The following is a 13,376-nucleotide window of genomic DNA, read 5'->3' as shown; positions in this document are numbered from 1 at the left end:
TTTTCCCCTTATTATTTAATCACCATTCTGTCCATAGTAGGCGTCTTTTCCATGTTTTCGCTCATAATGTTTTTGAATGAGCGACTCTTTCATTCTAAAACCTTTCGGATCAATCTGTAAACTCAGGAATGCCATTTCGGCAATTTGCTCCAAAACCGCACTGTTGTAAACGGCTTTCTCGGCCGACTCTCCCCATGTAAACGGCGCATGACTTCCAACCAACACCATTTCCACTTCTTTATAGGATAAATTCCGTTCATCAAACAGTTTGAGAATCTGGAAACCGGTTTGATACTCGTAATCTCCCTTGATCATCTCATCAGCCATTGGCGGAGCGCACGGTACATCCACTGTCAGATGATCGGCATGAGTGGTTCCAAGAATGGGAATGTCTTTTAGCGACTGAGCCCAGGCGGTTGCATACGTTGAATGCGTGTGGGCAACGCCGCCTATCTCCGGCCAGTGTTTGTAAAGAACGGCATGGGTTTTCGTGTCGGATGAGGGACGCAAATCACCTTCAACTGTTTTTGCATCAAAGTCCACCACCACCATTTTTTCCGGTGATAAATCCTCATACGGCACACCGCTCGGCTTGATGGCAAACACTTCTTCGACCCGGTCAACAGCGCTTACATTGCCAAAAGTGAAAAGAACCAAACCCAGTTCCTCAATCTTCATATTGGCTTGGTAGGCAGCCTGTTTTATAGAATCGTATTTACCCATTATTCTCCAATCTCCGGTTAGAGATACGTGCTTCTACTGTCAGAGCCAGTGAACAATAACTTTCATATTTTTTCTGATAATGACCAACCATATCAGGATTCGGTTCATACGTCTTTTCAAATCCCGATCCCATTGCTTCAACGGCTTCCTCTACCCTTGGAAAAAGTCCGGCAGCCGTAGCACCAAACATCGCAGCACCCAGTGCACAGGTTTGTTCTGATTTCACAATCCGGATAGGCATGTTCAATACATCGCTCAACATCTGCATTACATACGATGATTTTTTGGCAACTCCACCCATCCCGATAATTCCCTTAATCGGAATTCCCTCCTCGACAAACCGGTCCACAATGGCTTTAGCACCAAAACAGGTCGATTCGACCAGCGCCCGGTAGATATCCGGCGCTGTTGTACCAAGGCTCATTCCTTCAATCGCCGAGGTCAGGTTCTGATTTGCATCCGGAGTTCGCCGTCCATTCAGCCAATCGAGAGCGGTTAGATATTTATCATTCTCAACAGAAATATTTTCTGCGGCGGCTTTTTCCAGATTTCCAATTAGCGAGTCATTCAGCTCATCCAGTAATTTTTCCCGCAAATGATCTTCAAGAATATGACTGTTTCTAACAGGCCACAGAAGGATTTCTTTGAACCAGGCATAAACATCCCCAAAAGCTGATTGGCCCGCTTCAAGCCCCATCATTCCGGGAATAACCGATCCGTCTACCTGACCGCAAATTCCTTTAATCAGTTGCCCTTCCATATCTTCCTTTGGAGCGATCAACATATCGCAGGTGGAGGTGCCCATTACCTTACTCAGATAATAGGGCTCTATTTCTCCTCCAACTGCACCCATGTGGGCGTCGAATGCGCCCGTACCCACCATAACTCCCATAGGCAGTCCAAGTTTTTCTGACCATTCTTTTGATAGCTTTCCCGCCGGCTGATCAGCCGTGTATGTATCTCTGAACATTCGTTCGCGGATTCCATCCAATAATGGGTCTAAAGCACTTAAAAAATCCTGGGCGGGAATGCCGCCAAACTCTTCATGCCACATCGCTTTGTGGCCTGCGGCACAACGGCTGCGTTTCATTTTTGAAATATCGTCTCCCCCCGTTAACTCAAACGGAATCCAATCGCAATGCTCCACCCAGCTCCAGGCGTGTTTCCTCACTTTTTCATCCGACCGAACCGTGTGTAAGATCTTTGCCCAGAACCATTCAGAAGAGTAAACACCACCCACATATTTTGTATAGTCGATGTCCCATTTCGCCGCCAGATTGTTAATCTCTTCCGCTTCTTTAATGGCGGTATGATCTTTCCAGAGAATGAACATCGCGTTGGGATTTTCCTCAAATCCATCCGTCAGAGCCAAAGGCGTCCCTCGTTTGTTAACAGCGACAGGAGTAGATCCGGTTGTATCTACAGAAATGGCGGCAACGTTATTTCTGATATTGCTACCCGCTTCATTCAAAACCCTGGTGATGGTTTCGGTCAATCCTTCCAAATAATCTAACGGGTGCTGTCGAAACTGGTTCGCTGATGAATTGCAATACCTTCCCTCTTTCCAACGGGAGTAGTAGTGTACGGCATCACCTATGTAATTGCCACTCGAGCTGATGAGAACAGACCGAACTGAATCCGTTCCAAAATCGACTCCAATGACATGTTTGTCTTTGTCACGGCTCATGTTATAAAATTGATTCCGGGAAGATTTCGGATACAACCGTTACTATAAGTGTTATCTTAACACTTTTTAAAACGCGACGCAACACACAAGTATAATTACCCTATAAACAGAATAAGATCAAATATTTAGAAGGCAATAATCATTTATATATAGGCTAATCACGTTTTCTGGCTCCAAAACTATAATTGACTTTTCTTAATCATTTTGTTCTAATCAGGCTTTTTAAATCACCAGACCGAAAAACAACTCAACTTAAATCCAAAAAGATTGGCTTTTCCCTTTTAAGCCAATCATCGCATGAAATTTGGCAAAATTCTATAAAAGTGTTACAGTTGTCTTAATAAGTTCTATTTGTGATTAAATCAAGTTTTTGATCAAATTGATAGCTTATCCAGACCCTGTCAACTACACTTTCTGAATAATGCAGAGTAACATTTCGATGAGTATTATTATCAATAAAGCTCTGGGCAGCCATATTTTTCCAGAAATTTCAGGGGACCCTTACACCACAAAGGATAAAAACGATTTAATATGATTTCTTTTAAAAAGAATTTAATTACAATCTTTACAACAGTAATTGCATCCACTTTTATATTTATAGGATTCGCTAATGCCCAATTACGGGATGTACGTGTACATGACCCTGTAATGATTCAACAGGACCAAACCTATTATCTGTTTCATACCGGGCGGGGTATATCCGTAAAATCTTCTACTGATTTAATTCATTGGACAGAAGAAGAACCGGTTTTCGATTCAGCCCCCGAATGGACCTTTGAAACTGTTCCGGATTTCCGGAATCACATATGGGCACCGGATATCGCCTACCACAATGGTACGTACTATCTTTATTATTCTGTCTCTGCTTTTGGAAAAAATACCTCGGCCATAGGGGTAGCAACGAATCAAACATTGCATCCGGATGACCCCAATTTTGAATGGACCGACCATGGTCCGGTTGTGAAATCGGTACCCGGCCGTGATATGTGGAATGCGATTGACCCCAATCTAGCCATTGATGAGAACGGAACCCCGTGGCTGACATTTGGTTCTTACTGGATGGGAATGAAGCTGGTAAAACTACAGGGAAATCTCACTGAAGTTGCCGTGGATACTTCTGCGGAATGGCATACGATTGCAGCCCGCCACCGCTACTGGAAACTGGATGAACGCGATGCCGGAGATACTGAAAATGGTGATATTGAGGCTCCGTTCATCTTCAAAAAGAATGGATATTACTACCTTTTTTCATCCTGGGACCGATGCTGTGCTGGTGAAGAAAGTACTTACAAAGTGGTTGTTGGACGCTCCAAAGAAATAACGGGGCCTTACTTGGATCGCACAAACACGGATATGCGTCATGGCGGGGGAACTCTGGTTATAAAAGGTAATGAAGATTGGGCTGGAATAGGACACAACTCGGCCTATACATTTAATGGAATCGATTATTTGATAGCCCACGGATATGATATTTCTGATGAGGGGCGTTCGAAGTTAATTATGCTTGAAATTGAATGGGATAAAGAGGGCTGGCCTCATGTTTCTCTTGATTGACCCAATCATAAAAAAGAGAATACCTATCAAGGCATTTCGGTGAAATCTTCCACAAAGATGAACAACGGGACAAAAGAACCCCAACGCTGAGCTTTAGTGACTTCTGGATGGGAATAAAGATTGTAAAGCTGAAGCAAAATCTGGCTGAAATAATAACCGATACATCTGAAACGTGGCAAACGATTACCGCCCACAACCTCTACTGGAAGCTGGGCGAACGGGATGCTGGTGAGCTACTGAGACCCCCGCTTATTTTTAAAACTGCTTGGTATTACTTTTTTTAGGATCAATGCCATCATCGAGTGGAGAGTACCAACAAAATTATAGTCAGCCAATTTCAAGAAATAACAGCCCTATTTGGATCAAAGTCAAAAAAAACTGGCTGAGACAATTATAGCCTGCAACCAGTTTTTTAATTAGTCCCCCTTTAAGAAGTATGTTTGGCAAGTCTTTTAGTAGCCAGGATTTTGTTCTAAATTTGCATTCAAATCACGTTCACTGGCGGGTATTGGCCACAAATAATCCCGGGGGCCAGCAAATGAACGAACGTGCTGTCCGGGCACCGGCTGCATTCCGTTACCAGTGGCAATATCAATTCCATGAGTAGCTCCATTCAGAACATTCTCAGCAGTACCCCACCGGCGGATATCTGCAAGATGAAGACCTTCCCAAGCCAGCTCAATCGTCCGTTCATTTCGGATAAAATCGAGAGCTTCATTCTGAGACATGGTCGTAGTATCAATCGGTAGTGGAATACCTGCACGATCCCTGAGTTGTGTTAAAGCCTGATTCACGGATTCATCCATTTCACCCAGTTCTGTTTTCGCCTCAGCATACATCAATAAAATATCGGCAAACCGCATTTTGATGATATTGAGTCCGCTATTACCTGGTGAGGATTCATCCTGTGGATCCACATACTTCATGGCTATATAGCCGGTGTATGTGTTGTTATAATCCGTCAACAGAATTCGGTCGGATGTCGAGCTACAGTATCCGTGAGGGGCACCGCCATACGGCTCACTACGCACTGCCGCAGCCTCTTCACATAACGGATAGGAGTTGTAAATAGAATTATTAAACTCGGCGCCGGGAAATAGAACTGTTCCATAGAAGCGCGGATCTCTATTGGCGTACATCCCTAACGTTTCGACGGTCGGATTCTCACCAGTTGCGTAATCGCTATACACGATTCGTGGTGCAGCCGGATCATATAGAGGTGATTCATCAATTGGAAGTCCGTCACTCATAGGAAACCGATCCACCAGCTCGCGTGTAGGTTCCACATCTACATTACTTCCCATAGAGCTGGGAGCAAATCCTAACCAGGCCCACCATCCGTTCTGACCAGAAACTTTTTGATAATCAAAGATGATTTCGGCACTTTTCTCACCCGCATAGGTGAAAAGTTCCCGGAAATCAGGATGCAGGCTGTACTGATTAAGATCCATCACTTCCTGGCTTTTGGCCACAGCGGTTTGATAAAGTTGATTTGCACCAGAGGCATCACCTTCATGATACTTTTTCCAGCTGGCTTCATACAAAGCTGTACGAGCCTGATAGCCCAGGGCAGCTCCCTTTGTAGCTCTCCCATATTGATCAGATGCCCAGCTTGAAGGCAATAAATTTGCCGCCTCTGATAAATCTGAAATAATTTGGCTGTATACCTCATCTCGTGAAGATCGGCCTATTTCTCGCGCTTCCTGTACTGTGGGTACATTTGTAAAAATAGGCACCCCACCAAACATCCATAACAATTCGTGATAGTAATAACCACGCAAGAATAATGCCTGGCCGCGTACTTCATTCGCAGCTTCGGGAGACAATATACCATCTTCTATTCCGTCTAATTGGGAAAGAATTTCATTTGCCCGGCTTATTCCTGTATAGCTTCGTGACCACATTCCGGAAGACCAGCCAGACAAGGCATCGGCCCGGCCCATTACATATTCATGCTGACGCATCCAATCGGCATGGGAATATGCAATTTCAGTTGCTCCATCAAAATACATTGGATTTAAGTCCACGCCTACCATCTGCTCATATGAAGCATTGAGTGCGGTTCTGAAATCCCGTTCTGTGCTCCAGAAAGTTGCAGAAGAAACGCGGTCTGTGGGTGATGTATTCAATAAATCATCACTACAACCCGTAGCAATGACGACGATAACTCCCATCACTAAAACGGATCGGAGTTTCTTCACTATTCTATTCATCAAAAAATTCATGTTCTTCATAGTCTTAAAATTCATTTTTCCGGGGATTTAGAAGCTAATGTTAGCACCAAGACTTATTACTTTTGTCTGAGGATAATAATCTCCTCTTGTACTCCCAGTACTTGGATATTCTGGATCCAGACCTATCCCCAGATTTTGGTGCGTCCACAGATTTTTACCAGTAACATATAATCTTAGATTTTGTATGCCGAGGTTATCTAAGAGATTTTGCGGGAGTGTATAGCCTACTTGAACATTGCGCAGTTTCACAAAACTTCCATCAAGAACCCACCATGAATTTGTTGCATAGTAATTCCGGTTATAATTGGAATAGTATGCGGGATGACGGGCATCCTGGTTTTCGGGCGTCCAGTAATCTTTATGCCATTCTGAAGTGTAATTCTCCCAAACCGGTCCCTGTATAAATCCGAGACTCAGGTATTGATCACGCTTTCCTACCCCTTGAAAGAACATTGTGGCATCAAAATTCTTCCATCCGAAATTCAGATTAACACCAAAAATATAGCGCGGATTACGGTCACCGATTATTACCCGGTCTTCATCATTTATGATGCCATCATTATTTTGATCTTTAAAAATAATATCCCCTAAATGAGTTTCCTGGCCAGCGGGTTGGGGAGAGTTGTCAATTTGTTCATAAGAACTGAAAAGCCCTTCAGCCTCCCATCCATACCAGGCATTAATGGGACTGCCTTCCTGGATTACCCGTTCACCATTTATATACGGTCCGGTTTCTACCAAGTCGACCACTTCATTTCGGTTATCGGACAGATTCATTTTAATCCCATAATTGAAGTCGCCAACAATATCTTGCCAGCCGAGAGATAATTCCCAACCTTTGTTTTCAACCGAACCTGCATTTTGAAAAGGCGCATCCAAGCCAACCATATCGGGAATTGGAAGATCCAAAAGAATATCCTCTGTTAGCCGCTTATAGATTTCTCCCGTAAAATTCAGTCTTCCAGCAAGAAATGTAGCATCCACTCCAAAGTTGGTAACGGTGGTGGTTTCCCATGATAAATCTTCATTCACCAGGCTGGTTGCAGCCCCACCTACCGCCTGGGTCCCCCCTGAATTCCCCAGGTAATATGGAATACTTAAATTAATGGAAGAATAATAGGAATAGAGAGGCACATTCTGATTTCCAAGCTGCCCCCAGGAACCTCTTATTTTCAGTTCATCTACCCAGCTTACATTAAAGAAGGGTTCGTCTGAAAGTCTCCATCCTGCAGAAAAGGAGGGAAAGAATCCATAACGATGACCTTCGGCGAATCGGCTGGAGCCATCGTATCGCGCATTAAATTCAAAGAGATAACGATCAAGAATGGAATAGTTCAGACGGCCAAACATGGACCTTAAGCCCCATTCGTTACCGTATCCACGTGTTCCATCATTTACCGTATTTCCTAAATCTAACGAACGAAGGCTATTACTATAGAACTGATCTCGGGAAGCTCGAAATTCCTCAAAATCGTAATCAATTTGTTCGTACCCAACCACTCCGGAAATATCGTGAGTATCATTAAATGTGTGGCCATAATCGAGGATTGCCTGAAGGGTGGTTTGTATCTCACCGTTGGTTCGATTCTCGCCATAATTTGGCCCCCAGTAATTTCCGGCATCGGGATACGCATCAATATAATTAGGATCGGTGCGAAATAACTCCCAATCCATATTTCCATAGTCGAAAGAGGCCAATGTTCTGACTTCTAACCAACCTGGAACAATTGTATAATTAAGGCGGCCGGTCACTTTCGCTTCCCAAAAAATACGTTGTTCATCACCACTGATTTCAGCATAAGCCAGGGGACTTCGTCCAAATAAATTCAGCCCATATGTACCATCAGAATATTTTGTTCTGCGAGTTGGAGGTGTATCATGAACAAGAAAGAATGTAGCATCTCCATTCTGGGCAGGTATAATATCCCAACGCCGGTTAGCTGAAATGTCTAAACCTGCGCTTAATTTTTCTGAGGGCTGAAAATCTGTATTGAGGCGTACACCATATCGGTTAGCGCCTGTATTCGCCATCATCCCTCCTTCATCCATATAATTCAAGGAAAGTGCATACCGGGCAGAGGTACTTCCTCCTGAAATTCTGAGAGTATGTTCCTGAATTGGTGCTGGATCAAATAGGGCATCTACCCATTCGTTATCAGGATAAGCATCGGGGTCATTTCCGGCGATTGTATTTTGAATATACTCCTCAGTATAGCGTGGCTGATAACTATCATAGCTTGCGCATTCACTAACCGGAACATTGGGATTCCTTCCGTCCAGGCACCACTGCATATAGTTTGAGCGAGCCAAATTTGCCAGCCGCATGTGTGTTTCCGTATCTACACGTTCAGGCCATGCGGTAATATCCTGCATTCCCCAATACCCGTTATAACTTATTTGAAGACGCTCACCTGCATTTCCACGTTTAGTCGTTACCAAAATTACACCATTAGCAGCTCTGGAACCATAAATGGCTGCTGATGCAGCATCTTTTAAAACAGATATATTCGCAACGTCATCCATATCCACTGTGGCAAGATCTCCTTCAACACCATCGATCAGTATGAGGGGTCTTGATGCATCGGCAGCGCCAGGGTTATCCTCTCTCCCCAAAGTACCTTGTCCACGAATTAAAAGATCAAGGCTGTTGCGTCCAGGACGATTACCACCATCAAGTAGTTGTAAACCTGGAGCCATTCCCTGAAGGGCATGAGTTACTGTGGGAACAGGTATATCAGCCATATCCTCGGTTGAAACGGATGCGACTGATCCGGTCAGATTCTCGGCCCGCTGTGTGCCGTACCCAACCACGACAAGTTCGTCTCCTTGTAAAACAAGAGGACTCAATTCAACATTTATTTCGGTTCTGTTGTTGATGGGTACTTCAAGCATTCCATACCCAATAAAGGTAAAGACTAATGTGTCTGATAACGAAGGTACAATCAGGTTAAAGTTACCATCAATATCAGTTGAAACTCCTGTAGTAGTACCTTTTACCACAATATTAACACCTGGTAATTGTTCAGAAGTTTCGGCATCCGTTACTATGCCTGAAACTTCCTGCCCTAAAGCAGTATGAGTCAGACACAAAAAAAGCGCTACCATAAGAATTAAAGGTTTCGGTTTGGTATGTAGCAGTTTGTCCATTATAGCTCCTTAGTTTTATTGAATATCATTCCTGCGCTTGTATGAAAGATTTAATAACAATCTTCCATATCTGACGAGGACAGGATTAGAACAGCAGGTTATGATAGGGGTTTTTACTAAGTGTGTTTTTCACACTTATTTTAAATACTTAAATAGATGCTAATATGCAAATTTTTAAAGCGCTCCTTTTGTAAAGAATTATTTTTTTTGAGGTTGAGGAGTAATTAAACAGAAAAAAAGGCCCTTTTTTGGCGATATTTGTGCCAAGTAAATAGTATTCGGCTTAAACCAAATCTAACTAGAAAGGTAAGAATACTTAGCGGTGGAGAGCTCGCGCATAAGTAAAAAAATTATGATCTGATCTTTTTTTAAAGAATAATTGCAACTGTTTCGCTACCTGATCATAGAAAAGCTTAAAGAAAAAATTAAATTTTCGGAGGTTTGAAAACTATATTGGCATCGTTGGGAGTTGCGTTCAACTCTTTAAATTTTTCATTATCGAATTTGTACAGGTAAGCACCCTTCTTGGAAAATCCTCTTTGTTTTTCTTTTGTTTTAATCAGTACACCCATGGATAAAATTCTGCGTCTGAAATTTCTCTTATCAAGTTCAGTTTCATAAATAGACTCATACAAATGCTGCAATTCCGGCAGCGTAAATTTTTCCGGGAGTAATTCAAATCCAACGGGTTGTCGAGCTGCTTTATATCTGAGACGTGCTTTTGCCGCTTCCACCATTTTCTTATGATCAAAAATCAACTCCGGCAGGCCGTCAATCGGGAACCAACGTGCACTGTATTTTTTAACAAAATCTTTGTTTTGATCGTGGATATCAATCAGGGAGTAGTAGGCAATTGAAATGGTTCGTTCCACCGGGTCACGATCAATTTCTCCAAATCCATATAACTGTTCTAGGTAGATATTTTTCAGACCGGTCAGTTTTGTAAGAATTCGCGAAGCTGCATCATCCAAACTTTCATTCGCTTCAAGAAAACCTCCCATTAATGACCAATTACCTTTTTCCGGCTCAAAATCTCTTTTGATCAGCAGTAGTTTCAGGTTTTGCCGGTCGAATCCAAAAATGATTGTATCCAGTGCCACTGGAAACCGATCAATGTTTTCGTACTGTTTCGGGCTCGGCATTTAACTCCTCTTTAAATTTTTAATCCATTGTCAACATCACGACTGATTTTGAAGGCAGTGTTATTGAAAGCTTATTCCCATTCAGTTCGTGATCACTAAAGTCTTGCAAAACCACATTTTCCGGATCTTCATATGTGTTGATTGAACTCACTTCATCGGCCGTAAGAATTTTCCCGGAAGAAACACTTCCCAACTCATCTATTCCACGGAAATCGAGTTCAACTTCCTGCGAATTATTCGGATCCAGATTAGTAATGGTGAGGTTAATCAGTCCATCATCGTTTTTTGAAGCGGTTAAACTGATGGACGGAATTTCCTCACCATTGTACCCGTAGCTTGAAATATTAGAATTTGTTTGAAGCAGCTTTGTATCAAAGTGAACCCGGTACAGATCAAACACATGATAGGTTGGCGTTTTGACCATCTGGTCGCCATCCGTCAAAATTACAGCTTGTAACACATTCACCATCTGTGCAATATTCGCCATCTTTACCCGGTCGCTGTGTTTGTTCATGATATCCAAAGAAATAGCTGCGATAAGAGCGTCGCGAAGTGAATTCTGCTGTTGTAAAAATCCCGGCGTGGACCCGGGAAGCGGATCGGTCCAAATCCCCCATTCATCCACAAAAAGTGCAACCCGCTTTTCAGGATCATATTTATCCATCCTGTTGGTGTGGCCTTCAATAAATTCATCCAGCCTAAGTGCTTTGCGAAGGCCGTCAAAATAGAGCTCTTCCCCAAAATCTACAGAAGTACCTTTGTGGCCCCAACTCTCTCCGGCGATGGTATAATAATGAAGTGAAATAGCATCCATCATATGAGATGCTTCTTCCATGACCTTGTCCGTCCAATCATATTGTTCATTAGAAAAGCCGCTTGCCACTCTTGTAACATCGGTTCCGCTATAATCGCGGACGTATGTAGCAAAGCGTTTATAAAGGTCTGAATAGTACTCAGGATCCATATTTCCGCCACATCCCCAGCTTTCATTTCCAATGCCAACATATTTCACTCCCCAAGGTTCTTCACGGCCATTTTCCCGGCGCAGATTTGCCAGATCACTATCACCGCCGTAATTCATGTACTCAATCCAATTCTGCATCTCCCTTGGAGTGCCGCTTCCAACATTCATTGCCACCACAGGTTCGGCGCCCAGCATTTCGGTAAAGTTCAAAAATTCGTGCGTTCCAAAACTGTTGTCTTCAATAACCATTCCCCAATGCGTGTTGATGGTATTGGGCCGGTCATCCATCGGGCCAATTCCGTCTCGCCAGTTATACTCATCCGCATAACAGCCACCGGGCCAGCGAATATTGGGAACCTCCAGATGTTCAAGGGCTTCAAGCACATCGGTACGATATCCATTTCTATTTGGGATGTCGGAGTCCTCGCCTACCCAAACGCCGCCGTAAATTCCTTCACCCAAATGCTCGGCAAAATGTCCGTATATATGGCGGCTGATAGTACTCAGTTCCTGGTCGGCATTGATGACAATTTTATTATCCTGTGCCCCGACCGGAAAAAATACGAGAAGGCTGAGCAGAAGTGAAAGGCATATGTTTTTTTTCATGGCAAACTGGTTTCATTTTAGAAAAATTCAATACTACTCACTTACTTTAAATTGATAGATGGTGGTGGTTTTGTACGTATCTCCGGGATTTAAAACAGGAGAGGGAAAATCAAGTTGATTGGGAGAATCGGGAAAGGTTTGGGTTTCCAGGCATAAGGCAGCATACTGTTCAATCGGGTTGCCCTGGCGATCCCTCAGGCTCCCATCCAGGAAATTACCGGTGTAAAGTTGTACGCCCGGTTGATCGGTATATACTTCCATAATCCGGCCGGATTGTTGATGTTCAACCGTGGCAATTTTTCTTAATCCTGAATCGGGATTATTCAGCACATAATTGTGATCGTATCCCGGCGGAATGGAATCTATTCTGGCGCCGACCGTTTCCAGCTGGGTAAAATCGAAAGCCGTTCCTTCAACCGGATGAAGCTCTCCAGTGGGAATCAAGCCTTCATCAACGGGAGTATACCGATCGGCATTGATGGTTAACAAATGATCCAAAATTCCCTCGGAAGGATCTCCGCTAAGATTAAAGTAGGAGTGATTGGTCAGGTTTACGACGGTTGATTGGTCGGTCGTGGCGTGGTAATCTATTTGCAGTTCGTTATCATCCGTAAGAGTATATGTAACTTCCACATCCAGATTTCCGGGATACCCCTCTTCACCATCCGGGCTTAGATAACTGAGCGTGACTGAATTTTCTTCTTCATTTACTTCGGCATTCCAACGTTTTTTATCAAATCCTTCAACTCCTCCATGAAGGTGGTTTTCCCCGTCATTGGTTGCCAGGTCATACACTTCTCCATTCAGCTCAAATCTCCCCTCTGCAATTCGGTTGGCGTAGCGGCCGGCAATGGCTCCAAAAAACGGATGGCCGGATTTGTACTGTTCAAGATCGTCAAAGCCGAGAACTACATTTTCGATATTGCCATTTTTATCCGGCACTTTGATAGACGTTACAATCCCACCATAATTGGTGACGGATACTTCCATCCCGTTCGCATTTTCCAGCGTGAATAGTTGCACAGGTGACCCGTCATCCATCGTTCCAAACTCCTCTGTTATAATTTCTTTATTCTGTTCCTGATCTGTATTTGACGAGCATGACGCAATAATAAGCAAGCCTGAAAGAAACAGGATTTTCTGTGATTGCAAATTCATTCTTTCCACCAATCTATAGCTTCTGCATTTCTAGCTTTAAATAATTGAACTACTACAACAATCTACAAAAATAGTTTTACTGTTTTCATCAAAGGTTTGAATTTCAATTGTTTGGGTAAAGTTCAGTCTTCCAGATCATTTTCATATCGGTGATCTAAAGA

General features: G+C 43.2%; 8 protein-coding genes. 1 reads left to right on the top strand and 7 read right to left on the bottom strand.

Going from position 1 to position 13,376, the window contains the following annotated elements; all coding sequences use genetic code 11:
• Positions 1 to 15: 15 nt before the first annotated feature.
• A complete protein-coding gene (locus L0B18_RS03540) occupies positions 16 to 723 on the bottom strand; it encodes an L-ribulose-5-phosphate 4-epimerase (RefSeq protein WP_234567919.1) in 708 nt (235 codons plus the stop codon).
• A complete protein-coding gene (locus tag L0B18_RS03535; RefSeq protein ID WP_234567917.1) occupies positions 716 to 2,410 on the bottom strand; it encodes a ribulokinase in 1,695 nt (564 codons plus the stop codon). The genes L0B18_RS03540 and L0B18_RS03535 overlap by 8 nt, the downstream gene beginning before the upstream one ends.
• A 531-nt stretch (positions 2,411 to 2,941) precedes the next feature.
• Between L0B18_RS03535 and L0B18_RS03530 the strand changes: the two genes are divergently transcribed.
• Entirely contained in the window at positions 2,942 to 3,964 is a 1,023-nt protein-coding gene (locus L0B18_RS03530) for an arabinan endo-1,5-alpha-L-arabinosidase (RefSeq protein ID WP_234567916.1), read from the top strand.
• Between the two features lie 452 nt (positions 3,965 to 4,416).
• Here the strand turns inward: L0B18_RS03530 and L0B18_RS03525 are convergent, their stop codons facing one another.
• The 5 genes from L0B18_RS03525 to L0B18_RS03505 form a co-directional block, all read right to left on the bottom strand.
• The gene (locus L0B18_RS03525) at positions 4,417 to 6,198 is read right to left on the bottom strand and encodes a RagB/SusD family nutrient uptake outer membrane protein (protein WP_234567915.1); all 1,782 of its coding nucleotides are present in this window, start codon (positions 6,196 to 6,198) and stop codon (positions 4,417 to 4,419) included.
• A gap of 27 nt (positions 6,199 to 6,225) precedes the next feature.
• A complete protein-coding gene (locus L0B18_RS03520) occupies positions 6,226 to 9,345 on the bottom strand; it encodes a SusC/RagA family TonB-linked outer membrane protein (RefSeq protein ID WP_234567913.1) in 3,120 nt (1,039 codons plus the stop codon).
• A 425-nt stretch (positions 9,346 to 9,770) separates the two neighbouring features.
• Positions 9,771 to 10,487 (bottom strand): NUDIX hydrolase, encoded by a 717-nt coding sequence (locus L0B18_RS03515; RefSeq protein ID WP_234567912.1) that lies wholly within the window; start codon positions 10,485 to 10,487, stop codon positions 9,771 to 9,773.
• A gap of 19 nt (positions 10,488 to 10,506) precedes the next feature.
• On the bottom strand, positions 10,507 to 12,057 hold the full coding sequence (locus L0B18_RS03510; RefSeq protein WP_234567910.1) for an alpha-N-arabinofuranosidase: 1,551 nt from the start codon (positions 12,055 to 12,057) through the stop codon (positions 10,507 to 10,509).
• Positions 12,058 to 12,090: 33 nt separating this feature from the next.
• Entirely contained in the window at positions 12,091 to 13,215 is a 1,125-nt protein-coding gene (locus L0B18_RS03505; RefSeq protein WP_234567908.1) for an aldose epimerase family protein, read from the bottom strand.
• Between the last annotated feature and the right edge of the window lie 161 nt (positions 13,216 to 13,376).

The organism is Rhodohalobacter sp. 614A, assembly GCF_021462415.1.
In the GTDB taxonomy this organism is placed as follows: Bacteria; Bacteroidota; Rhodothermia; order Balneolales; family Balneolaceae; genus Rhodohalobacter.
The sequence above is the reverse complement of the archived record's forward strand: the minus strand, read 5'-3'. Positions and strand labels throughout refer to the sequence as shown.

What these genes read in the sequence shown, in the direction of transcription:
- L0B18_RS03535 (WP_234567917.1), bottom strand. Translation starts at nt 2,410, where the DNA reads ATGAGCCGTGACAAAGACAAACATGTCATTGGAGTCGATTTTGGAACG.
- L0B18_RS03510 (WP_234567910.1), bottom strand. Translation starts at nt 12,057, where the DNA reads ATGAAAAAAAACATATGCCTTTCACTTCTGCTCAGCCTTCTCGTATTT.
- L0B18_RS03525 (WP_234567915.1), bottom strand. Translation starts at nt 6,198, where the DNA reads ATGAAGAACATGAATTTTTTGATGAATAGAATAGTGAAGAAACTCCGA.
- L0B18_RS03505 (WP_234567908.1), bottom strand. Translation starts at nt 13,215, where the DNA reads ATGAATTTGCAATCACAGAAAATCCTGTTTCTTTCAGGCTTGCTTATT.
- L0B18_RS03515 (WP_234567912.1), bottom strand. Translation starts at nt 10,487, where the DNA reads ATGCCGAGCCCGAAACAGTACGAAAACATTGATCGGTTTCCAGTGGCA.
- L0B18_RS03540 (WP_234567919.1), bottom strand. Translation starts at nt 723, where the DNA reads ATGGGTAAATACGATTCTATAAAACAGGCTGCCTACCAAGCCAATATG.
- L0B18_RS03520 (WP_234567913.1), bottom strand. Translation starts at nt 9,345, where the DNA reads ATGGACAAACTGCTACATACCAAACCGAAACCTTTAATTCTTATGGTA.
- L0B18_RS03530 (WP_234567916.1), top strand. Translation starts at nt 2,942, where the DNA reads ATGATTTCTTTTAAAAAGAATTTAATTACAATCTTTACAACAGTAATT.